The organism is Serratia nematodiphila DZ0503SBS1 (assembly GCF_000738675.1).
GTDB lineage: Bacteria > Pseudomonadota > Gammaproteobacteria > Enterobacterales > Enterobacteriaceae > Serratia > Serratia nematodiphila.
Genome location: NZ_JPUX01000001.1, coordinates 257682 through 276800 on the forward strand (window position 1 = coordinate 257682; position 19119 = coordinate 276800).

General features: G+C 54.9%; 21 protein-coding genes and 1 tRNA gene. 12 read left to right on the top strand and 10 right to left on the bottom strand.

Features of this window, described 5'->3' with window-relative positions:
* Window positions 1-70 precede the first annotated feature (70 nt).
* From JL05_RS01155 to JL05_RS01195, 10 genes are all read left to right on the top strand, one after another.
* Window positions 71-1270 (top strand): cyanate transporter, encoded by a 1200-nt coding sequence (locus tag JL05_RS01155; protein WP_033631423.1) that lies wholly within the window; start codon window positions 71-73, stop codon window positions 1268-1270.
* 75 nt (window positions 1271-1345) lie between these two features.
* Window positions 1346-2689 carry an esterase-like activity of phytase family protein gene (locus tag JL05_RS01160; RefSeq protein ID WP_033631425.1) on the top strand — a complete coding sequence of 448 codons (1344 nt, stop codon included), beginning with the start codon at window positions 1346-1348 and terminating at the stop codon, window positions 2687-2689.
* Window positions 2690-2786: 97 nt separating this feature from the next.
* Window positions 2787-2881 (top strand) — tRNA-Sec (locus tag JL05_RS25255).
* A 162-nt stretch (window positions 2882-3043) separates the two neighbouring features.
* Window positions 3044-4234, top strand: coding sequence for a tyrosine-type recombinase/integrase (locus tag JL05_RS01165; RefSeq protein WP_033631426.1), 1191 nt, complete (start codon window positions 3044-3046; stop codon window positions 4232-4234).
* A 724-nt stretch (window positions 4235-4958) separates the two neighbouring features.
* A complete protein-coding gene (locus JL05_RS01170; RefSeq protein WP_033631427.1) occupies window positions 4959-5222 on the top strand; it encodes a helix-turn-helix transcriptional regulator in 264 nt (87 codons plus the stop codon).
* On the top strand, window positions 5219-5464 hold the full coding sequence (locus JL05_RS01175) for a hypothetical protein (protein WP_033631428.1): 246 nt from the start codon (window positions 5219-5221) through the stop codon (window positions 5462-5464). The genes JL05_RS01170 and JL05_RS01175 overlap by 4 nt, the downstream gene beginning before the upstream one ends.
* Before the next feature lie 5 nt (window positions 5465-5469).
* On the top strand, window positions 5470-6012 hold the full coding sequence (locus JL05_RS24320) for a host cell division inhibitor Icd-like protein (protein WP_050501271.1): 543 nt from the start codon (window positions 5470-5472) through the stop codon (window positions 6010-6012).
* The gene (locus JL05_RS01185; RefSeq protein ID WP_033631430.1) at window positions 6009-6272 is read left to right on the top strand and encodes a hypothetical protein; all 264 of its coding nucleotides are present in this window, start codon (window positions 6009-6011) and stop codon (window positions 6270-6272) included. Before JL05_RS24320 ends, JL05_RS01185 begins: the two co-directional genes overlap by 4 nt.
* Window positions 6269-6604, top strand: a complete 336-nt coding sequence (locus tag JL05_RS01190) for a DUF5375 family protein (protein WP_033631431.1) — start codon at window positions 6269-6271, stop codon at window positions 6602-6604. Before JL05_RS01185 ends, JL05_RS01190 begins: the two co-directional genes overlap by 4 nt.
* A 10-nt stretch (window positions 6605-6614) precedes the next feature.
* A complete protein-coding gene (locus JL05_RS01195) occupies window positions 6615-8963 on the top strand; it encodes a primase-helicase zinc-binding domain-containing protein (protein WP_033631432.1) in 2349 nt (782 codons plus the stop codon).
* 250 nt (window positions 8964-9213) lie between these two features.
* Here JL05_RS01195 and JL05_RS01200 read toward each other — a convergent pair whose 3' ends face one another.
* The 10 genes from JL05_RS01200 to JL05_RS01240 all read right to left on the bottom strand — a co-directional run bounded on the left by JL05_RS01200 (window position 9214) and on the right by JL05_RS01240 (window position 17481).
* A complete protein-coding gene (locus JL05_RS01200) occupies window positions 9214-10320 on the bottom strand; it encodes an SAVED domain-containing protein (protein WP_033631433.1) in 1107 nt (368 codons plus the stop codon).
* 1 nt (window position 10321) lies between these two features.
* The gene (locus tag JL05_RS01205) at window positions 10322-10876 is read right to left on the bottom strand and encodes a 3'-5' exonuclease (RefSeq protein ID WP_033631434.1); all 555 of its coding nucleotides are present in this window, start codon (window positions 10874-10876) and stop codon (window positions 10322-10324) included.
* Window positions 10866-11345: a type II CBASS E2 protein gene (locus JL05_RS01210; protein WP_238545825.1), complete on the bottom strand. Its 480-nt coding sequence runs from the start codon at window positions 11343-11345 to the stop codon at window positions 10866-10868. Before JL05_RS01210 ends, JL05_RS01205 begins: the two co-directional genes overlap by 11 nt.
* Before the next feature lies 1 nt (window position 11346).
* On the bottom strand, window positions 11347-12573 hold the full coding sequence (locus JL05_RS01215) for a nucleotidyltransferase domain-containing protein (protein WP_033631436.1): 1227 nt from the start codon (window positions 12571-12573) through the stop codon (window positions 11347-11349).
* 133 nt (window positions 12574-12706) lie between these two features.
* The gene (locus tag JL05_RS25675; protein WP_238545826.1) at window positions 12707-13171 is read right to left on the bottom strand and encodes a DUF3892 domain-containing protein; all 465 of its coding nucleotides are present in this window, start codon (window positions 13169-13171) and stop codon (window positions 12707-12709) included.
* A 241-nt stretch (window positions 13172-13412) separates the two neighbouring features.
* Window positions 13413-14810 carry an FKBP-type peptidyl-prolyl cis-trans isomerase N-terminal domain-containing protein gene (locus tag JL05_RS01225; RefSeq protein WP_238545827.1) on the bottom strand — a complete coding sequence of 466 codons (1398 nt, stop codon included), beginning with the start codon at window positions 14808-14810 and terminating at the stop codon, window positions 13413-13415.
* The gene (locus tag JL05_RS01230; protein ID WP_033631438.1) at window positions 14807-15199 is read right to left on the bottom strand and encodes a YuaE family lipoprotein; all 393 of its coding nucleotides are present in this window, start codon (window positions 15197-15199) and stop codon (window positions 14807-14809) included. The genes JL05_RS01225 and JL05_RS01230 overlap by 4 nt, the downstream gene beginning before the upstream one ends.
* 2 nt (window positions 15200-15201) lie before the next feature.
* Window positions 15202-15846: a response regulator transcription factor gene (locus tag JL05_RS01235; protein ID WP_033631439.1), complete on the bottom strand. Its 645-nt coding sequence runs from the start codon at window positions 15844-15846 to the stop codon at window positions 15202-15204.
* A 345-nt stretch (window positions 15847-16191) separates the two neighbouring features.
* Window positions 16192-16677 carry a FidL-like protein gene (locus tag JL05_RS24570; protein ID WP_072010078.1) on the bottom strand — a complete coding sequence of 162 codons (486 nt, stop codon included), beginning with the start codon at window positions 16675-16677 and terminating at the stop codon, window positions 16192-16194.
* A 6-nt stretch (window positions 16678-16683) separates the two neighbouring features.
* Entirely contained in the window at window positions 16684-17481 is a 798-nt protein-coding gene (locus JL05_RS01240) for a winged helix-turn-helix domain-containing protein (protein ID WP_033631440.1), read from the bottom strand.
* A 436-nt stretch (window positions 17482-17917) separates the two neighbouring features.
* Between JL05_RS01240 and JL05_RS01245 the strand changes: the two genes are divergently transcribed.
* Together JL05_RS01245 and JL05_RS01250 are read left to right on the top strand one after the other, a co-directional pair.
* Window positions 17918-18454 carry a fimbrial protein gene (locus JL05_RS01245; protein WP_033631441.1) on the top strand — a complete coding sequence of 179 codons (537 nt, stop codon included), beginning with the start codon at window positions 17918-17920 and terminating at the stop codon, window positions 18452-18454.
* Window positions 18455-18558: 104 nt separating this feature from the next.
* Window positions 18559-19095 (top strand): fimbrial protein, encoded by a 537-nt coding sequence (locus JL05_RS01250; protein ID WP_033631442.1) that lies wholly within the window; start codon window positions 18559-18561, stop codon window positions 19093-19095.
* Window positions 19096-19119: the final 24 nt, after the last annotated feature.

Here is a 19119-nt window from a genome sequence, read left to right on the forward strand (position 1 = left end):
CAGTAACGCAACGCTGCGGCGATCGCGCTGTGACGCCGCACTCTTCATTTTGCAGTACCAGGAATATACCGTGTTAAATCATTCTGTTAATTCACCTTCTCCACGTCGCTGGCTCAACCCTCTGTTGCTGGCGCTGGTGTTGATCGGCCTGAACATGCGGCCGCTGTTGACTTCGATCGGCCCGTTGCTGCCGACGTTGCGCCAGGCCACCGGGCTGAGTTTTGGCGGCGCGGCGCTGCTGACCACGCTGCCGGTGCTGATGATGGGGCTGATGGCGCTGGCGGGCGGCGCCATCAACCGACTGTTCAGCGAACGCAGCGCCGTGGCGTTGAGCCTGCTGGCGATCGGGCTGGGCGCGCTTTGGCGCGAACTGGCCCCCGGCAGCGTGCAACTGTTAATGAGCGCGGTGCTGGGCGGGCTCGGCATCGGGGTGATCCAGGCGGTGATGCCCGGCATCATCAAGCATCACTTCCTTAAAAGCATGGCGCTGGTGGCGGGGCTGTGGTCGGCGGCGCTGATGGGCGGCGGCGGGCTGGGTGCGGCGATCACCCCATGGCTGATGAGCGCGGGGCATGACTGGCACAGCGCGCTGGCCTGGTGGGCGTTGCCGGCCCTGGTGGCGCTATTGGCCTGGTGGCCGGTCAGCCGCGGGCTGTCTCGCCTGGGCGCGGCGGGCGAACACCGCGGCTCAAGCCTGCTGCGCAACCGGCGCGCCTGGCTGCTCGGCGCCTATTTCGGCCTGATCAACGGCGGCTATACCAGCCTGATCGCCTGGCTGCCGCCGTATTACATGCAGCTTGGCTGGCAGCCGCAGGCCAGCGGTTCGCTGCTGGCGCTGATGACCTTTGGCCAGGTGATGGGCGCGCTGCTGCTGCCAGCGCTGGCGCGCAATCATGACCGGCGGCCGCTGCTGCTGCTGGCGCTGATGATGCAACTGATCGGCTTTATCGGCCTGATTTATCTGCCGCAGACGTTGCCGTGGCTGTGGGTGTTGCTTTCCGGGCTGGGGCTGGGCGGCGCGTTCCCGCTGTGCCTGGTGCTGGCGCTCGATCACCTGCACCAGCCGGCGGCGGCCGGGCGGCTGGTGGCCTTTATGCAGGGCGTCGGGTTTCTGCTGGCGGGCGTGACGCCCTACCTCTCCGGCCTGCTGCGCGACTACAGCGGCGGCTTCGAGCTGGACTGGCAGATCCATGCGCTGCTGGTGGTGGTGCTGATCGCCATTACCTGGCGCTTCCACCCGCACAGCTACCGACGGGCGTTCGCCGAATAATATTTCTGTCATTGCCGCTCCCTATAGTGACGTTGCTTTTACTTCTGGGCGATAACAACGAAAAGGGATAATGACATGCACAACACCAAAACCCGGCTGGCGCTGCTGGTCGGCTGCATGGCGCTGAGCGCCAACCTGTGGGCCGAGGCGCAGCCGGTGCAGGCGACGCTGGCCGGGCATGCGCTGCTGCCGGTGAAATCCACCGTTGCCACACCGAAGGACGCGCCGAGCGATCTGCAGCAGAGCGGCAAATACACCAGCGGCAAACGCATCACCGAGCTGGGCAGCGTGGCGGGCAAATCCGCCGATCGCCTGACCGGGATCGGCCTGCCGATCAACGGCCAGCCGCTGCAGGGCCACTCCGGCATCAAACACATGCCCGACGGCACTTACTGGGTGCTGACCGACAATGGTTTCGGCAGCAAGGCCAACTCGCCGGACGCCATGCTGTACCTCAACCACTACAAGATCGATTTCAAAGACGGCACGGTCGCGCCGCTGAAGACGGTGTTCCTGCACGATCCGGATAAAAAGGTGCCGTTCCACATCATCAACGAGAGCACCGAGCAGCGCTATCTGACCGGCAGCGATTTCGATCCGGAAAGCTTCCAGTTTGCCGACGATGCCTTGTGGATCGGCGAAGAATTTGGGCCTTACCTGATCAAGGCCGACCTGAACGGCAAAGTGCTGGCGGTGTTCGACACCCAGGTGGATGGCAAAGTAGTGAAATCGCCGGACAACCCGACGCTGACCCTGCCGGGCGCGCCGGACGGCAAACAGAACTTCCAGGTGGCGCGTTCCAAAGGCTTTGAAGGCATGGCTGCCTCGCCGGACGGCAGCAAGCTGTACCCGCTGCTGGAAGGGGCGCTGTGGGACGGCGAACAGTTCGAGAACGTCGGCGGCAAACGCTACCTGCGGGTGCTGGAGTTCGACGTCAAACAGCAGGCCTGGACCGGCCGCAGCTGGCAGTACGTACTGGAAGACAACCAGAACGCCATCGGCGACTTCAACATGATCGACGCCACCCACGGGCTGGTGATCGAGCGCGACAACGGCGAAGGCACGCCGGACAAAGCCTGCGCCGCCGGTGCGCCAACCGACAACTGCTTCAGCCAGGTAGCCAAGTTCAAGCGAGTGTATAAAATCGCTTTCTCGGACGCCAACGTCGGCAAACCGGTCGAGAAACTGGGTTATATCGACCTGATGAACATTCAGGATCCGAACAAGCTGGCGCGCAAGCCGCTGAACGACGGCGTGCTGACCTTCCCGTTCTTCACCATCGAGAACGTGGACGTGGTGGACGCCAACCACATCATCGTCGGCAACGACAACAACTTCCCTTTCTCCTCCAGCCGCCAGCCCAATATGGCGGATGACAACGAGTTCATCCTGCTGGACGTGAAGGATTTCCTGAAGTAGCGCTCCCCGGCCGCCGAATCGCCGACGGCCGCCATTTCCCGCTTAGCGCAGCGAACAAACTGCGCTATAATCAGCGCCTTGCTTCCCTCTTCTCCAAGGAAGATCCTCGTCCCCGGTGGGGCGGCCGGACTTCAAATCCGGTTGGGGCCGCCAGCGGTCCTGGGCAGGTTCGACTCCTGTGATCTTCCGCCAAAGCTTGTCCGGGTGGTTCCTGTGATGTCCATTAAAATGCATTAAATCAATTGATTATGTGATTCTATTGTCCGCTGGTATCCGTGCGTTACCGCCTGAATCCGAGAAAAATGTGTATAATGGTGCGTATAATGTTTTTATACACAGAATCCACTTATACACATGCTCCTAACTGACTTACAAATTCGACGTTCCAAGCCGCAGGAAAAACCCTACACCCTCAACGATGGCCAAGGCCTGTCTCTCCTTATCAACACTGACGGGAGTAAAGGTTGGCGTTTTCGCTATCGCTATGCTGGAAAAGCCAAGCTAATGTCCTTTGGTACCTACCCTTTGGTAACGCTGGCCGACGCGCGAGAAAAGCGCGGAGAGGCCCGTAAGCAAGTTGCTAATGGCATTGACCCTGTAGCCGAGAAAAAGGCGCAAAAGCTCGCTCAGAAGCTTTCTGTTGAGAATTCCTTTGAAGCTATTAGCCGCGAGTGGCACACGAACAAGGCTGACCGGTGGACTCTGGCCTACAGGGAAGAAATCATGCGTACCTTTGAGCAGGATGTGTTTCCGTACATTGGTCAACGTCCGATTGCAGAAATTAAGCCCTTAGAGCTGCTGGAAGTGCTGCGGCGCATTGAGAAGCGCGGAGCATTGGAAAAGACCCGTAAGGTACGCCAGCGCTGCGGAGAGGTATTCCGCTACGCAATTATTACCGGTAGGGCGGAATATAACCCGGCCCCAGATCTCGCCAGTGCGCTGGCTGTGCCTAAGCAAAAGCACCATCCGTTCCTTTCTGCTGAAGAGCTGCCTTACTTTGTTAAGGACTTGGAAGGGTATACCGGCAGCATCATCACGAAGAATGCAGCGAAGATCGTTATGCTGACCGGTGTGCGCACGCAAGAAATGCGCTTTGCTACATGGGAGGAGATAGATTTTGAACGGGGTATCTGGGAGATTCCCGCCGAGCGCATGAAAATGCGCCGCCCGCACATTGTACCGCTCTCTACTCAGGCGGTTGAATTGCTTAAACAGCTGCAACCGATCACAGGTCACTATCCTTACATTTTCATTGGACGAAACAATCGCAGGAAACCCATAAGTAAAGAAAGCGTGAATCAGGTAATAGAGCTGCTGGGGTATAAGGGGCGAGCCACCGGTCACGGTTTCAGGCATACGATGTCTACTATTTTGCATGAGCAAGGGTTTGACTCTGCCTGGATAGAGATGCAACTCGCCCATGTAGACAAGAACGGCATTCGTGGCACATACAACCATGCCCAGTACCTTGAGAAGCGTCGTGACATGTTGCAGTGGTACGCCGATTTTATCGCGGGTTTGGCCCAGCGACCTCACCGTCAATAAATCGTTAAAACCCCCTGGCGCGCAATGCTACCCCCGCCTCGCCTGCGCGCTTCATGTGTCGCTTTTCATGCAGTTGCATGAACGGCCGCAGGCCGCGCCAGTACTGGCGTGGCAGGGGATAAAAAATGCATTTTCTTGCATGCAAAATCATGCACTCCATGCATGCACGCGTTATTTGACACCCGCTAGCCAGGAAAAAGGCTGTTTTCGGGGGGGGGGGAGATAGTGCGATGGGAGTGGGCCTACTGTATTTTTCCCGCCAGCGCTTTCTTTGCAGCCGCCTCAGATATTGATTGCAAAATCACCTCTGCGGTTTTAGTTCTTCTTTAAACTCTTCACTACTGTTCACTTAGATAAAAAAGTAGTTAAATCAATAAATAAACTGTGATGAGTTATTTCTTCACTCATCACCCGGTGTTCACTGCTGTTCACTCGGCTAAGAAGGGTCTTTTCTCTGGCTAGCCTGGGGTTGCACCTGTGAGCCTGTTTCTGCCTATTAATAAACGGCTATTCATGGCTTGTTCATTTCTTCGGGTTTGCCAAGGTTTGCCAATAAAGGTCAATATTAACCTATATGCCCATTTGGTTGAAAAATAGGCATAAAAGCTGTCCCACCACACAACAACGCCTTGTTGCCACCCCGGTAAATATTCACATAATAGGGCGCTACCGAAGTTCACACAGTCCCGGCCAGCGTTGGCCGGACACAAAGAGGTAGCGTTTTATGTTGACCGTTTCCACCCCCACTCCATCCACCCTGTCGCCGGTTATTCCTGGCAGTTACACCCCGCGCGAGCGCTTTATCCGCCTGCCGGAAGTGCTCTACACCACCGGCTTGTCCCGCTCCACCGTGTACGAGATGATGAGCCGCCGGCAGTTCCCGGCTCAGGTCTCCCTCGGCGGTAAAAACGTCGCCTGGCTGGCCTCTGAGGTCGAGCAGTGGATGGACGAACGTATCGCTAACCGTCACCAGGAGGCCGCCGCATGATGCAGTTAACCTTGGGTCGCCAGCACTTTACCCTGAGCGACAACGACGCACTGTTTATCGCGGAAGCTATCCTGTTGCAGCGCAAGCAGCCGGATATCGTCTTGCCGGAGCACCGCAGCGAAAAACATGGCGTTATTCGTCTGGCGAGTCGCCAGGCCGAACCGCGCCTGTTCCGTGCCGGGCCGGTGCCGCTGACCAGCGTGGCTGCCGATACTCGCAACGACCCACTGACCGACTGTTGATCACTATGCGATCGATTGAACGTCCGGGGGCGTCTTACGGCTTGCCCCCACGTCCGGCCCTGCGCTATAGTCCTCCCGCTGCCGCACAATCGGCAGCCGGGCGTGAGAACCCGTGTTACTCAATGGCGACACAACACGCGCCTTGCGTGTTTTTTTATGTCGCAGCCTTTGCTTGCTCATTTTTTGCGCGGTGGATGTTATGCTATCGCAGCAGTCAATCAATGGTGGCTCAGGCGGGGCAGCCTTCGGGCTGGCCGGTATTCATTGAGGCCGGTTTCTCACCCCCGTCTGGGCTACCACCCTTGCGTGAGAACTTCGGTGGTAGCAATAACCATGACTCAATGGAGGCTGCCACCATGGCTACGACCCTCACCCCGACTCACCCTACATTCTGCTTTTTGTTTGCGGCCGTGCGCCGTTCTGCGCTGACTGCCGCCCCGCGTATCGTGCGCATCGTGGCGGATTCTGAGCGCAACGCCCGCCGCGTGCTGGCCCGTGATTATGTGTTGTCCTTTGCCGGTCGTCTGCCGGTTAAGGCGGCAGCATGAACACCCTGGCCGACCGCTACTACCGCGACACCCATTACCCTATTCCGCACGCCGATTTTCTGCGTCTCCAGCATGCGCACGCCACCGGCGTGCTGTTCCTTGACCTGCTGGACACCCTCGACCTCGGCGGGCAGCGCCCCGACGTCGCGCAACAGGCATCGTTTGCTTCGGTCATTGCCTTGCTGACCGACCAGCTCGGCCACGTCGTCAACACCTGTGAATCCCAAATCCTTGCCCGCATGGAGGCCACCGCCGCATGAACACCTCATCCTGTTTACCGATTGAAGTCCGCACCGCCGTTTTTCGCCGCGCCGTGGCACAAGCCTATTTGGACACCTGTGCCTTTTACCGGGTGAGTCTGGGGTACACGCTGGACGAGCTGCAGATGACGATTGCCCTGCGCCTGGAGGGGCATTTTGTGCGTCAGTACGGCGCAGAAGACGGCATGGACATGGCGTGCACCATGCTGAGCGACATGGTGCAGCCGGACGTTCTGGTGGCCGCACCGCGCCTGACCGCGCTGGGGCAAAAGATGATGGACGAGCTGTGCTGCGAGCGCCTGTCGGCGGCACAGAACGCCACCGTACACTGAGGAGAAGAGCATGAGCGCCCAGTTCGTTTCCCAGACCGTACGCACTGCCACCGGCCACTGGCCGGTGATACTCCCGGCCCTCGGCATCGCCTTGCAGCCGAACGGCAAGCCGCAGCCGTGCCCGACCTGCGGCGGTAAAGACCGCTTCCGCTTCGACAACCAGGACGGGCGCGGCACCTGGTTCTGCAATCAGTGCGGGGCCGGTGACGGCCTCAACCTGGTGGAAAAGGCCCTGTCGCTGTCAGCAAAGGCCGCCGCCGAACAGGTGGCCGCCGTGATGGGGAATAACGCCAGCGCCTTGCCTCCGGCCGCTGAGACCGGCCATGCCTCACAGAAGACCGGCGGGCAAGACAAGGCCGAGGCTCAGCGCAAGGCCGCGCGACAGGCACAGGCTCTGGTAGCTGCTGCTCAACGTCAGACCGGCAACGCCTATCTGAGCGCCAAAGGCTGGCCGGAGGCAGAAGCCCTGACCTTGCAGGGCCAGCCGCTGCGCGTTGGCGGTATCACCTTCCAGCCCGGTGACCTCTTGCTGCCACTGCACAATGCCGGGGGTGAGGTGGTCAACGTGCAGCTGATTAACGCCAGCGGGGACAAACGCATGCTGGCAGGCGGGCAGGTGAAAGCCACCTGCCACACCCTCTGCGGCCCGGACAACGCGGTTATCTGGCTCTCCGAAGGTTATGCCACCGGCCTCACCGTGCACCGCCTGACCGGCGAAACGGTGTGCGTGGCACTGAGCGCCAACAACCTGGCGGCGGTGGCGCAGCAGCTGCGCAGCCACTACCCGGATGCGCGGCTGCTGCTGGCGGCCGATAATGACCGCAGCGGCACCGGGCAGACCCGCGCCGCCGAGGCGGCCACACTCACCGGCGGTATCCCGGCACTGCCGCCCACGGAGGGCGACTGGAACGATATTTACTGCCAGCAAGGCACTGAGGCCACGCGCGCCCAGCTCCAGGCGTTCAGTCAGCCACCGCAGCCGAGCCCGTTCGACACACTGAGCGATGCCGACCTGAAAGCCATGAGCGCCAGCGAGAAAGCCGAGCTGCTGGCCGAGCACTACGGCAACACCCTGGCGGTGCCGCCGGTGGGGGAAGAGCTGTGCCGCTATACGCGCGGCGCCTGGCAGGTGCTGCCACACCGACAGCTGAGCCGGGAGATTGCCGCACTGTTCCAGAAGGTGCGTGCGCCGTTCTCTGCCGCCGGTATCAACAGCATTTTGGATACCCTCAAGCTGATGGTGCCGCAGATGGGTGAGCCTGCCCGCCGGTTGATTGGTTTTCGTAACGGGGTATTCGATACCGTCAGCGGCCAGTTCAGCGCCCACCGGCAAGCGCACTGGCTGCGCACCGTCAACAGCGTGGACTACACGCCACCGCGTGCCGAGGAGAACCTGGCCGACCATGCGCCGCACTTCTGGCAGTGGCTGGCGCGGGCTGCCGGGGGCAATTACGACAAGCAAGAACGTATTCTCGCGGCGCTTTTTATGGTGCTGGCCAACCGCTATGACTGGCAGCTGTTCCTTGAAGTGACCGGCCCGGGCGGCAGCGGCAAGAGCGTGATGGCAGCCATTGCCCGGTTGCTGGCAGGAAGTGACAACACCACCTCCGCCACCATCGACAACCTGGAGTCGGCGCGCGAACGGGCTTCGGTGGTCGGCTACTCGCTGATACTCCTGCCCGATCAGGAGAAGTGGAGCGGTGACGGGGCGGGTATCAAGGCCATCACCGGCGGCGATGCGGTCGCCATCGACCCCAAATACCGTGACGCCTACGCCGCCCACATCTCGGCAGTGATACTGGCGGTCAACAACAACCCGATGCAGTTCAGCGACCGCAGCGGCGGGGTCTCCCGGCGGCGGGTGATTATCACCTTCCCGGACGCGATACCGCTGGCAGAACGTGACCCGCAGCTGCTGGACAAAATCACCCAGGAGCTGGCGGTGATTGTGCGTCACCTGATGCAGCGCTTCGCCAACCCGAACGAGGCCCGCACCCTGCTCCAGGCGCAGCAAAGCTCGGACGAGGCGCTGACTATCAAGCGTCAGGCCGATCCGCTGGTCGATTTTTGTGGTTACCTGACGGTGCTGGGTACCCCGGAAGGGATGATGATAGGCAACGCCAACATCACCCCGCCGAACCCGCGCCGCTACCTCTACCACGCCTACCTGTCGTTTATGGCCGCACGGGGCTATCAGCACGTGATGAACCTGACGGCCTTTGGCCTGGCGGTGCCGCAGACGCTGAGAGAGTATGAGAAAACCCTGCTCAAACGTAAAACCCGGCTGGGGATGCAGACCAATGTGGTATTGAGTGAAGAGTGCGAAGCGGACTGGCTGCCGAAATGTGGGGCGCTGTGACGATGAGCAGGACGATCGGCCGGGCCGATCAATTGTCCTTTATTGATCTGCCGAACCCATTGGACGCTCACTCGCCGCACCGCCTATAGTGACAGTGAAAAATACGCAGCAACACCAGGGCATTACCCCGGCCGCAGAGCGGCCGGTATCATAACGACAAGCGCTCCCAAACCGGCTCAGGCCGGTTTTTTTATATCCTCGTTTCGCCCCCCCTATTGACGCTGTACTGAGTCGCAGGACAGCCCGACAGTCAGTCGGATGAGGGAGCGGCGGGAGGCTTAACCACCGCGCCCCGGCGTTGCCCCTGCGTCGGCATCACCACCCCCCAGGGATAGGCCGGTTGCTGTTCTTTCTCGTATTGATAAACAATGAGCTGCGCCAGATTGCGATTGTCATAACGGCGGCCAAAATTGAGCGCAATACTGCTGGGGGCGGCCAGAATCACGTGGATGCGTTCGGCGCCGCACGCCGTCAGCATTTTGACCTGTTCGATAAATTGCAGCGCCAGCCGGGTTTGTTTGGACAGCGACCAGTGATTACCGAGCGTTGTGGCATTCAGCGAGAGATGCGACAGCGGGTAGGCGGGGAAGGTTTGGCGTATGGCCGTAATGTCGGCCTGGTAGGACACCGAGACCGCCAGCACCACATCTTTGGCCGCTGAGGTGACGAGGCTTTCCATCAGGGTAAAATCGGCGCCGTCGTCGTCGGCCTCGTTGTCAATCAACCGCCAGGCCTCTTGCGCTCTGTCCCAGTCATAGACGCAAACCGGGCCATTGTCATCGAGAATGGCGCCAATGTAGAAGGTGAACGGAACCGGCAATTGCCCGCCGTACACCAGCGTCAAATCCTGATGGTCGATACCGTCAATGCGGGTGGCGATATTGCTGGCCAGCGTGCTGATATTGTCGTCAAAGGCCTCTTCCGGGTGACTGATTGCGCCATCCCGCATCCGCTGCGTCATATCGAGGGTTAATGCGTCTATCTTTCCGTTAAAATGACGCGAGACCGTTTTATGCAGCGGCGTTGTCGCGACTTTCCGCAGCGCTCTCCCTTCGATAACCACCCCCTTTTTGCGCACCGTGACTTTAGCCTCCCGGTAGGCGTCGACCAGCAGCCAGACAAATCCCCCCAGGATGATAAACACCGCCACGAAATTGACGACGTAGTCCGTGATGACATTCCCCTCCGAGACGGCCAGCGAAAAGCGGGCATCGCCTTTCTCCAGCGTTAACGCCTGCCCCAGCAAGTTGTTCCCCCCCAGGAGCCCGGCACCCAGCAGCATGATGAGGTATTGAATTTTCCGTTGGCGCGTTTTCCAGTCGACCAGCTTTATCAGAATGTATTTTACCGTTTCCATGTCAGTGCTTTTCCCTCATGTATGCGTTGATTTTCACAAACATCTCAGCCTGATACAGCGCGTCATCCAGCGCGTTGTGGCTGCCGTGGTTTTTGAGATTAAATCGGGCGTCGATACGGCTGGAGCGGGTGTCCTGCCAGTCGCAGCCGGTGGCGCCCATGTACAGAGCCTTGATATCGAGGGCGGCAAAGCCAAACGGGTTATGGCCGAGATAAACGTGAAAGTAGTAATTGATGAATGACCAGTCGAACGCCGCATTGAAACCGACAAAAATCGGTTTGCTCCTGGCGTTGGTGACGGAAGTTACCCAGTGGGCAAATTGTTGCATGGCCTCTTTTGGGTCGATGCCGCGCGCTATTTGGGTCTGCAGATTGAAACCGGTGACGACCAGCGCCTCAGGCTCGTAATGCAGATTCAGCGGCTGCACTTCAATGTAAAAGCGTTCCGCCGGGCGGTCGATGACGCAGGCGCCAATAGAGAGCAGGCTGCACACGCCGGGGATGGGCCCGGCGGTTTCAATATCGACCGAGATAAAGCCTTCATGTTCAACGCTCATTTTTAACCTCGCAGGTGCGTGGGTGCTTACCGCCGCCTTCCCAGTGGCCGGTGTGCAGCCACTGTTCAAAATAAAACAACCAGAGCGACGCCCAGGGAATGAGGGTGTCGCTGATTTTTAACTGGGCGCGCCATTCGCTGAGCCCGTCGTCGGCCTGTGAAAGGGGCAAAAACAGGCACAGCCTGGCGCCGGGAATATGCTTGTCGGCGGGATACAGGTGCGGGATGGCCCGTGTGCCAGCCAGCGTGAAGAGATCCGGTTCTGTCACCACGCAAATCGGTGGGGTGCCGAGGCTGTACCGGACCACGACCTTGTAGCGGCGGCTAAACAGCGAGGGTTGCAACCACCCTTCCCACAGCAGGGTGCGGTCGTGATGGATAATGCGCAACCGTTCATACGGACCACCGGCTTTCAACGCGCGATATTGCTGAGCGATGGTCAGCGGTTTGCAGTGATGCCTGATAACCACGTTATTCACCGTAGAAGGTGTTTTTAGGCACGCCGGCCTGGGCTGCCGTACCGGCGAGGCCGGTGGCAATCAGCCCGCCGGTTTTCTTATCCAAATGCAGGCTGCCTTGTTCTCTGGCTGACTGCATATGCTCCATCAGACGTTGCCTGACGACATCGACCGGGTCTTTGCCGAAGCTGTCTTCGAGGCTCAGGAACAGGTTATCTTCCCCCACGCTGGCGGCGATGGTGTTAAACGTCGCCTGGGCCGTGGCATGCCACTGGTAAAAGGCTTCGCTGCGCTGAGGGCCTTCATCCTGCTCTGAACGGTTCCACTTCTCGGCGAAGTTTTCCTCCGGCATGTGCGGGTTGCTGACCTGTATTTCTCCCTGTGCCGACACGATGAAATCCGGCATCAGTTCCAGCACGTCTAACAGGATATCCAGGTCGTTGTCGTAGGCGCGCCTGTCAGCAATGATGTGGTTGTAGGCATGGCACGCCAGCGTGGTGATGATGACCGAAATTGGGCGGCAGCGCTGCTGGACCTCATCCTGTTCTGCGGCCCATTCGTCACGGTGGCGTTTGAGAATTTGCACGATGCGATTAAGCAATTTCTTGTCGGTGCTGTCCGGCAACGGGAGTAACGCCTCGGTGCCGACGCGGCTGGCGGAATCCATGACCAGAATGGAGCGCAGGGGCTGCGCGCTGGCGCTGCTCTCGAACCACTCGGCGTAGCCGCTGGGGTTGGACTCCTTCCAGGCGGTTTGTGCATCCACGACCCATAGCGGCTGGCCTAAACGTTCTGCTGCACTGGTGTGATCGCGGCCTGGCGTGATATCCAGATGGTAATCCCCGGCGTAATTGATGCGAAACCCGCGCGGTAACTCGCTTAATAGCGTTTTGTAGGTTTTATGCGATTCCAGCCGCTGGCGAATGGCCGATATCACGCCGGTATAATCCGCCTGGGTGGCATGGGGCAGATAACAAATCAGGTCAATATCGTACTGCTCTTCGTTTTTGGGTTTTACGGTAGTGTTGAGCCGCACGCTGCCCTGCGGGTAAATAACGGCGTCTTGCAATAGCGGATCGTCGCCTTCGGACAGAAAGGTGCCGACGCCGTTATAGGCGCTTTCGATGTTGGCATATTGGGTTTTGGTGAGATCCAGCGTTTCAATAATTTGCGATAATAAATCGGCGATACGCTGTTTTTTCCCTGAAGGCAGGTTTCTGGCGGTAGTGGAACCGTACATAGTATTTCCTTATTCTATGGGGGCCGCTGTACTGCGGGCGTGAGAACGCCACAGCGGCCAATAATAAAAAGGGGTGAAGCGATGGGCCGCAAGCGTGCCCATAAACCGTATCAATCATGAAACTCGGGTGACGTCAGGGGCATTCCGGCAGGCTCAGCAGGTTATTGGGCTGTTCGCCGTCATTTTGCGTCTTGAGGTATTTATTGCCCGCCGCGCTGGTTGAGACAATCACCCAGACGGAATGGCCATTTGCGGTGACCCAAAAGCGCCAGGTGCCTGCCTCGATACCGGCAATGGCGTCGGCCTGGGGCAGTGACCAGCGTGTGCCATAGGCATTGACGCCGCCAATAGCCTGAATGCACTCATGCGCGTTTTGGCGATCGGATTTTTTGATACAGGTGACTTGATGGTCCGACATAACAACTCCTCGGTTAGGGAAATATTTACGCATAGACGTAAGGGAAAACAGAAATAATGGGCCCGGATAGCCCTTTACGTAACCTGGGTTGAAATCACTGTTATCAATGTATAGCCAGCTAATGGTGGTGAATTCAATAGCTATTTTATGGGCAATGAGGTTTGTAATTATCTGTCGCATTAATCATGTTTTTTGCTCTCATTAAAGTCAATATAAATAGGATGGTTTTTTTGATTTGTTATCATGTAATTTTTATAATTCATATTTATTTTAACAATGTATTGATGGCAGCTCGGTTCTGAAGGCGTTTATTTTCGTGATTTAATTTAATTTTTATTAATCGCAATACCGGGTTTTATCTGTCATTGATAGGTTGCGCATCAGACTGATAGCCCTATTAAATTCATGAGAGATATCAGGGCTAGTGGGGGTAGGGCTGTGTTTTAGCTTGAGCAGGTGGGTATACCTCCGCTATGCGCAAGGTGTAGATCATGGTGGCGTTGGGGGGAACTTTCGGTGGGTAGCCTTTCTCTCCGTAAGCCTGTTCAGGAGGAACCACCAGGGTCATCGTACCGTGGTTTTTCAGCAACGAAATTGCCTCTTTAAACAACGGTGGGAAATCCGCCACCGGCTGCGACAGCGTGGCACCAGTCGCTTCCATATCTTGCACCACTGTGCCGTCGACCAGCGTTTCTTTTACCACGACACCCACCGAGGCGATAGCGGGGATCTGTGCATCACCCGCATAGTCGATACGGTACCAGAACCCGGACGATGCCCGGTGAACGCGCTTATCTTTCTTGAACTCCCCTAGATAGGCCGCGCCTTTTTGCCGTTGGGTTGCGCTGATTTTTTCTCTTGCGGATACCATCTTTTCCTCGGCGGCGGCCAGGGTGTTATTGAGTTCATCATCCGACAACATCCGCTTGCCCGCAAAGGCATCTGCAATGCCAGCCAAGAGCATTCCCTTCTCCGATCTCACTCCCCAACGCTGCCGTTCTTCCTGCATTTGCAGAATTTCCTCTCCTAGTGAAATGCCTGCGGCGTAATCCTCACGCGGCTGTGCACCTTTGAGCGCATCGGCCGTCACCAGACGGGGGCTTCGCGTTTGCAAAGAAGCCATGTCGGCTCGCGTATCTGCCAGTTTCTTGACGGTATCATCCAACTCGGTTTGCATCAGTTGGCGCTGCGACTGCAATTCAGCCTGTTGCTCCCGCTGTGCCGCGTCGCGCTTTTCTGCTTCCAGCAGCAAATTTTTTTGCTGGTTAGCTGCCGCTGATAAGGCCTGGTTTTCTGCTTTTGCTTTGGATAACTGTTGCTGTAATACCGCCCGATCCTGATCCCACCGCTGCTGTATCTGTACCAGGTTGACTTTTGCCTGACGCTCTGTCGGGGTCATCCCCAGCGCCTGGCGCAAGCTTTGCGCCAGTTGGGATAGCGCGGCCCAATCCGGCGTTGCCGTTGCCGTTACGGCGTTTTGCCGCAGACGGGTTATCTGTAATTTTAGCTGGGCTATTTCCGTGCGCTGTTGCTGGATCGCCTTATCCTTCATTCGCCAGGATTCGCGCTGTGCTGGCGGTTTGTTGTCGGGCTTACCTTTCTCGGCGCTTGGGGTTGGGCGTTTTTCGGTGCGAGGATGATTCCGCGCGGCAGGGGCTTTTTCTGCCGGGTAGCCTTTGTCGCTGTATTGCTCGGCAAACTGCAGCAAAGCCGGAATATCGGCATTACCCTTGCTTGGCGCCGATGAAGCCGCTGGCAGCATCATCCCCCCAGCCAGGCAGGCCAAAAAACGGTAGGTCAGCCGTTTCCAGGCGATCATTTTATCGCACCACCGCGTTTCGCCAGTTCGGTAAGCAATGCCTGATTAATCTCGGCGCATTGATAGCTCACCTGATAACGATAGAGGGCATCAACGGTCTCTTGCGTGCGCTCGTTGACCTGAGTGCGCACACCGGCATATTGCGAAGCGCCGGACATCAGGTTGTCGAACACCTGTTTTTTAGTCGGGTAATCTGCCGTTTTCAGCGTCCCCAGTGCGTTTAAATTCTGTTGGCACTGCTTTAAATCCTGGGTTTCACGCTTGACCTTTTCATCCTGCAACGTGCTGGCCGAGGCGGTTTTTATCTGCGGCGTTTTGGTGGACTGGCAACCGCTGACCAACAGTACGCCCATCAATACCGCCGTGATGGTTAGAGAAGAATGGCTCATGTTCAATTTCCTTTTCTCGGTTGGTGGTGGGTTAATCCACCCTGGATCATCCAATGGAGCAGCTCACTGGTTCGTTTAAAGTTCAACTTTTTCATCGCCGCGCGTTTGTGCGAGCTTATGGTCTTCTCCTTAATGCCCAAGATGCTGGCTACGCCGGCATGTGTTTTTCCCTGCTTGAGTTGATGCAGAACTTCTTGTTCACGCGGTGTGAGTGGGGCATGAAGCAAGGTCGCTGAAGTAGGTGGTGATTTTACCGGTGCTCTCTGTAGAGAAATTAAGAGGTTTTCCATGAGCTGCAGGATTAGGTTCACCGATTGATGTCGATAAAGGATGTTGGATTTATTAGCGTTGCGGTATAAGTGCTGCAAATGTGCATCTTTCCTTTCCGCGATGGCGATATACAACGGCTTACTGTTACCGCTGCATGTCAGGGTGCAGGGAGAGATGAACGTTCCACAGCGTATTGCCTGAAATACAATGTCGGTTGTTTTCTCTATCTTTTTTTCGAAGAGAACCTCCATTTTATGACTCGTGTTTTTTAGATGCATGGACAGAGCCATTGTTAATCCCTTGGCATAAAATTTATCATCGTCAATAATGACAATTCTCAATGTCTCATTCCTATTTAGATTTTTTGTTTTTTCCATCTTGCTCATTCTCGGGAAATATTCTTAACTTTTTGATAAATTATGGTGTATCTCGAATTTTTGTGTTGGTAATACGTCGCCGGTTTATTTTGAATGCGTGTCGTTCTTGGCTATCCTGAGTGGAACAGCTGCATCGGTAACGCTATAAAATAACTGACAATTCGCGGCGTGCGCAATTTAATAAAATTAACTGGCGTTTAAGAGTGATAAGTTCTGATTTTTATTGCCTTTTAGATCGTTAATTGGTCATTTTTTTGAAATTAATTATTTAATTATTGGTGTTGCTGTATGGGATGCGGTGCGGCTTAATCATGCATGCAATGCATGATTAAGCCTTAAGTGAAATTAATCTTTTTCTAGTGCGCAAACAAAATGAGGATTTGATAGTCCTTTGATAAGGTATAAATTATTGTTTAATTTTTTTGTTTCCATGTAGAACACTACGCCAGGTGTTTCTGGTAGTACGTATTTTTCCCATAGGGCCTCAGGGACATTATCTATTGGGCGGCGCTCTTGCCGATCTATCGTGGTTTTTGTGAGCCCTGTAAAATCGGATTTTCTCATAGTGATGAAAATTCGCCTGGCAATAACATAATTTTTATCTTCCCCTTTCAACGACCCTACAGCGATTAACTCACTACTTCCTTCATGAGCGGTAATTATGTTGATGTCCATGTTGAGCACTAAGGGATGCCCATCCTTTGAGAATATGTTTGAATTTACATGGGTGTTACAGCGAAATGGCTTCCAATTTGAATGGTTAAGGTAAAGAAAAATGCCACCCAAGATGATGAGGGCCAGTGCCGAGAAAAAGATAACAATTCTGTTCATTTTAGCCTACTTAACCTGCTTGAAGTTATCACATTTTTTATAGCTCATATCATTGCTCTTGGTGCAAACTGCCATAAAATTAACTTTAAGTAACTCATTCGCAGGCCGTGCTTCCATATAGTAAATATCGAGGTTAGTTTGTGAACAATCTATCGCTTCTTCAGCCAGCATTTTTCGAGCATGTTCTAATTGCTCTGGCCCCTCCTTGCCTTCATCCAGAGTATAGATACGACATTTAGCCTGAATCCCGATGAGCGCATGTTGTTCATGCTTGCTCAATATGCTCCATGCGAACACTGTAGCGGTGACACTCAACACAAGCAGAAATGACAATATCCGCACATTCATTTTACGTAATGGCTTTTTTGAATTGACGAGCGAATCACTCATGATGATATCTTCTACCGCTACCTTTTCATTTACTGGCGGCAGTGGCGCAATATCTTCCGCCAGAGGTGGTTCTTTTGGCGGTTTGGTTTCCGGATGGATTTCTGCATCCATCTTGAACCCTATACGTGGCACCGTAAGCAGAATATCTTTACTTACTCCGAGCGCTTCAAAGGCTTTTCTCAGCTCACTGATATGGTTGCTTAACGTAGCACTGGATGGAGAGAAGCCAAAATCCTCCCAGACATGTTTGATCAGTGTTTCACGCGTTAACTCCATTTTATTATTCTTTATCAACTCGGATAACAACCGCGTAGCGGGGTTAGATAACCCTATTGCTAATTGACTGTTGTTTCTAAGCACCAGCAATCTACTTTCCGGATCGAAAACCAGTGTCAAATTTATTATATATTTCATAAGGATACCTCAATAACCCTAGTGCGTAATCTTTAAAATAGCCTTCGGTAAGATTAGTCTTATTTGGATTTTAATAGAATCTATGGGAGGTCGATGGCGGCAGTCAACTACTTCTGAATAAATTAATTTCAGTCAGGGATGGCTTTGAAATTAAAGAGGTTTTATCGTTTAATTTTCATTGCGTAGTTGTTGTTATACTCTAATAATTATTGTTTTTTTGTTTTGTTTTGGTGTTTTTATCTAATTATACTCAATTAAACAGATTATGTATCTTTTTTTTTGGTTGTCTATACCATTGTTTCCAGTTGCCGGTAGCTATGACGTGGTGCGGTGGAAGGAAAGATAGACTCATTCCTGCGTACTGGGTTTTATGATTTCGAATAAATGGCGACTTTTTACAAAAAGGGAATAGTCCCTAACCAAGGATAAAGTGGAAATGAAACTGAATAAGATTATGATGGCGGCCGTATTGGCTTTCGGCACTATTTCTGGTGTGCAAGCTGCTGACCAAGGGCACGGTAAAGTGACCTTCACGGGTTCTATTATTGATGCGCCTTGCTCTATTACTCCAGAGTCTATTGACCAGACAGTTGAGCTGGGCCAGATCTCTAAGGTGGCTTTACTCAGCGGGGGGAAATCTACCCCGCGTAATTTCTCGATCGATCTGGAGAACTGCACGTTCGGTTCACCTGCCACCAAAAATAAGGTGCAGGTAACCTTTACAGGTATGGAATCTGCGGCTAAAAATGGCCTTCTGGGGATTACCGGCACGGCTAAAGGCGCCAGTGTAGCCATCACTCAGGCTGATGGTGAAATCATCAAACTGGGCGAGCCAACTAAAGAGCAAACATTGCAGGACGGTAATAACACGCTGAGTTTCGCCGCCTACATGCAGGGCGATACCGCTTCTTCCGCGTCTATTACTGAAGGTGAATTCCAGGCGGTGGCCGATTTTACTCTGGCTTATAACTAAAAGCTCACTCCACATAAAGTAAGTGTTTTCTCTGTATGTGTATATATGCATGCGGTATCCCCGCATGCCTTTTTGACAATATTACAAAGTATGGAGCACGTTTTATGAGGCTGCATAATACCGCTGTTGTAGTGTTTTCTTGCCTGTTTTCCTTTCCTGTGGTCTCTGTTTTTGCCGATGAGCACATTGCCGGATGGGGGCGGGTAAATATGCAAGGATCCATCATCGACACCGCTTGTGCTATTGCTGTTGACAGCCGAGAACAAACCATTGATATGGGGGTTTTACCCTTATCCGATATTATTCGCGATGGGCAGGGCCGCAGCCAACCTTTTTCCATTGATTTGGTTAACTGCATCACTGAACGCCCGGGAAAGGAAGGCTGGAGGAAATTTCAGGTTACTTTTGATGGTGAAGCTCATGGCGGGTTATTTGGTGTTAACGGGGATGCCTCCGGTGTGGCGCTGCGAATCATCGATACCCAGGGTAATGTCGCAATACCGGGCAAGGCTATGCCGCCAATGGATATTATTCCCGGCGACAGTCAATTGAATTACGCCATGAGATTGGTAGCCAATAATCATGCGTTGAAAGCGGGCGATTATTTATCATCTATTCGATTTAAACTGGACTATTTTTAAATTCCTTCTGGAAGAGCGCTGTTT

Bases quoted from the DNA above. Each gene is read 5' to 3' on its own strand.
- JL05_RS01160 (WP_033631425.1), top strand. From the start codon at position 1,346: ATGCACAACACCAAAACCCGGCTGGCGCTGCTGGTCGGCTGCATGGCG.
- JL05_RS01165 (WP_033631426.1), top strand. From the start codon at position 3,044: ATGCTCCTAACTGACTTACAAATTCGACGTTCCAAGCCGCAGGAAAAA.
- JL05_RS01170 (WP_033631427.1), top strand. From the start codon at position 4,959: ATGTTGACCGTTTCCACCCCCACTCCATCCACCCTGTCGCCGGTTATT.
- JL05_RS01175 (WP_033631428.1), top strand. From the start codon at position 5,219: ATGATGCAGTTAACCTTGGGTCGCCAGCACTTTACCCTGAGCGACAAC.
- JL05_RS24320 (WP_050501271.1), top strand. From the start codon at position 5,470: ATGCGATCGATTGAACGTCCGGGGGCGTCTTACGGCTTGCCCCCACGT.
- JL05_RS01185 (WP_033631430.1), top strand. From the start codon at position 6,009: ATGAACACCCTGGCCGACCGCTACTACCGCGACACCCATTACCCTATT.
- JL05_RS01190 (WP_033631431.1), top strand. From the start codon at position 6,269: ATGAACACCTCATCCTGTTTACCGATTGAAGTCCGCACCGCCGTTTTT.
- JL05_RS01195 (WP_033631432.1), top strand. From the start codon at position 6,615: ATGAGCGCCCAGTTCGTTTCCCAGACCGTACGCACTGCCACCGGCCAC.
- JL05_RS01200 (WP_033631433.1), bottom strand. From the start codon at position 10,320: ATGGAAACGGTAAAATACATTCTGATAAAGCTGGTCGACTGGAAAACG.
- JL05_RS01205 (WP_033631434.1), bottom strand. From the start codon at position 10,876: ATGAGCGTTGAACATGAAGGCTTTATCTCGGTCGATATTGAAACCGCC.
- JL05_RS01215 (WP_033631436.1), bottom strand. From the start codon at position 12,573: ATGTACGGTTCCACTACCGCCAGAAACCTGCCTTCAGGGAAAAAACAG.
- JL05_RS25675 (WP_238545826.1), bottom strand. From the start codon at position 13,171: ATGCGACAGATAATTACAAACCTCATTGCCCATAAAATAGCTATTGAA.
- JL05_RS01225 (WP_238545827.1), bottom strand. From the start codon at position 14,810: ATGATCGCCTGGAAACGGCTGACCTACCGTTTTTTGGCCTGCCTGGCT.
- JL05_RS01230 (WP_033631438.1), bottom strand. From the start codon at position 15,199: ATGAGCCATTCTTCTCTAACCATCACGGCGGTATTGATGGGCGTACTG.
- JL05_RS01235 (WP_033631439.1), bottom strand. From the start codon at position 15,846: ATGGAAAAAACAAAAAATCTAAATAGGAATGAGACATTGAGAATTGTC.
- JL05_RS24570 (WP_072010078.1), bottom strand. From the start codon at position 16,677: ATGAACAGAATTGTTATCTTTTTCTCGGCACTGGCCCTCATCATCTTG.
- JL05_RS01240 (WP_033631440.1), bottom strand. From the start codon at position 17,481: ATGAAATATATAATAAATTTGACACTGGTTTTCGATCCGGAAAGTAGA.
- JL05_RS01245 (WP_033631441.1), top strand. From the start codon at position 17,918: ATGAAACTGAATAAGATTATGATGGCGGCCGTATTGGCTTTCGGCACT.
- JL05_RS01250 (WP_033631442.1), top strand. From the start codon at position 18,559: ATGAGGCTGCATAATACCGCTGTTGTAGTGTTTTCTTGCCTGTTTTCC.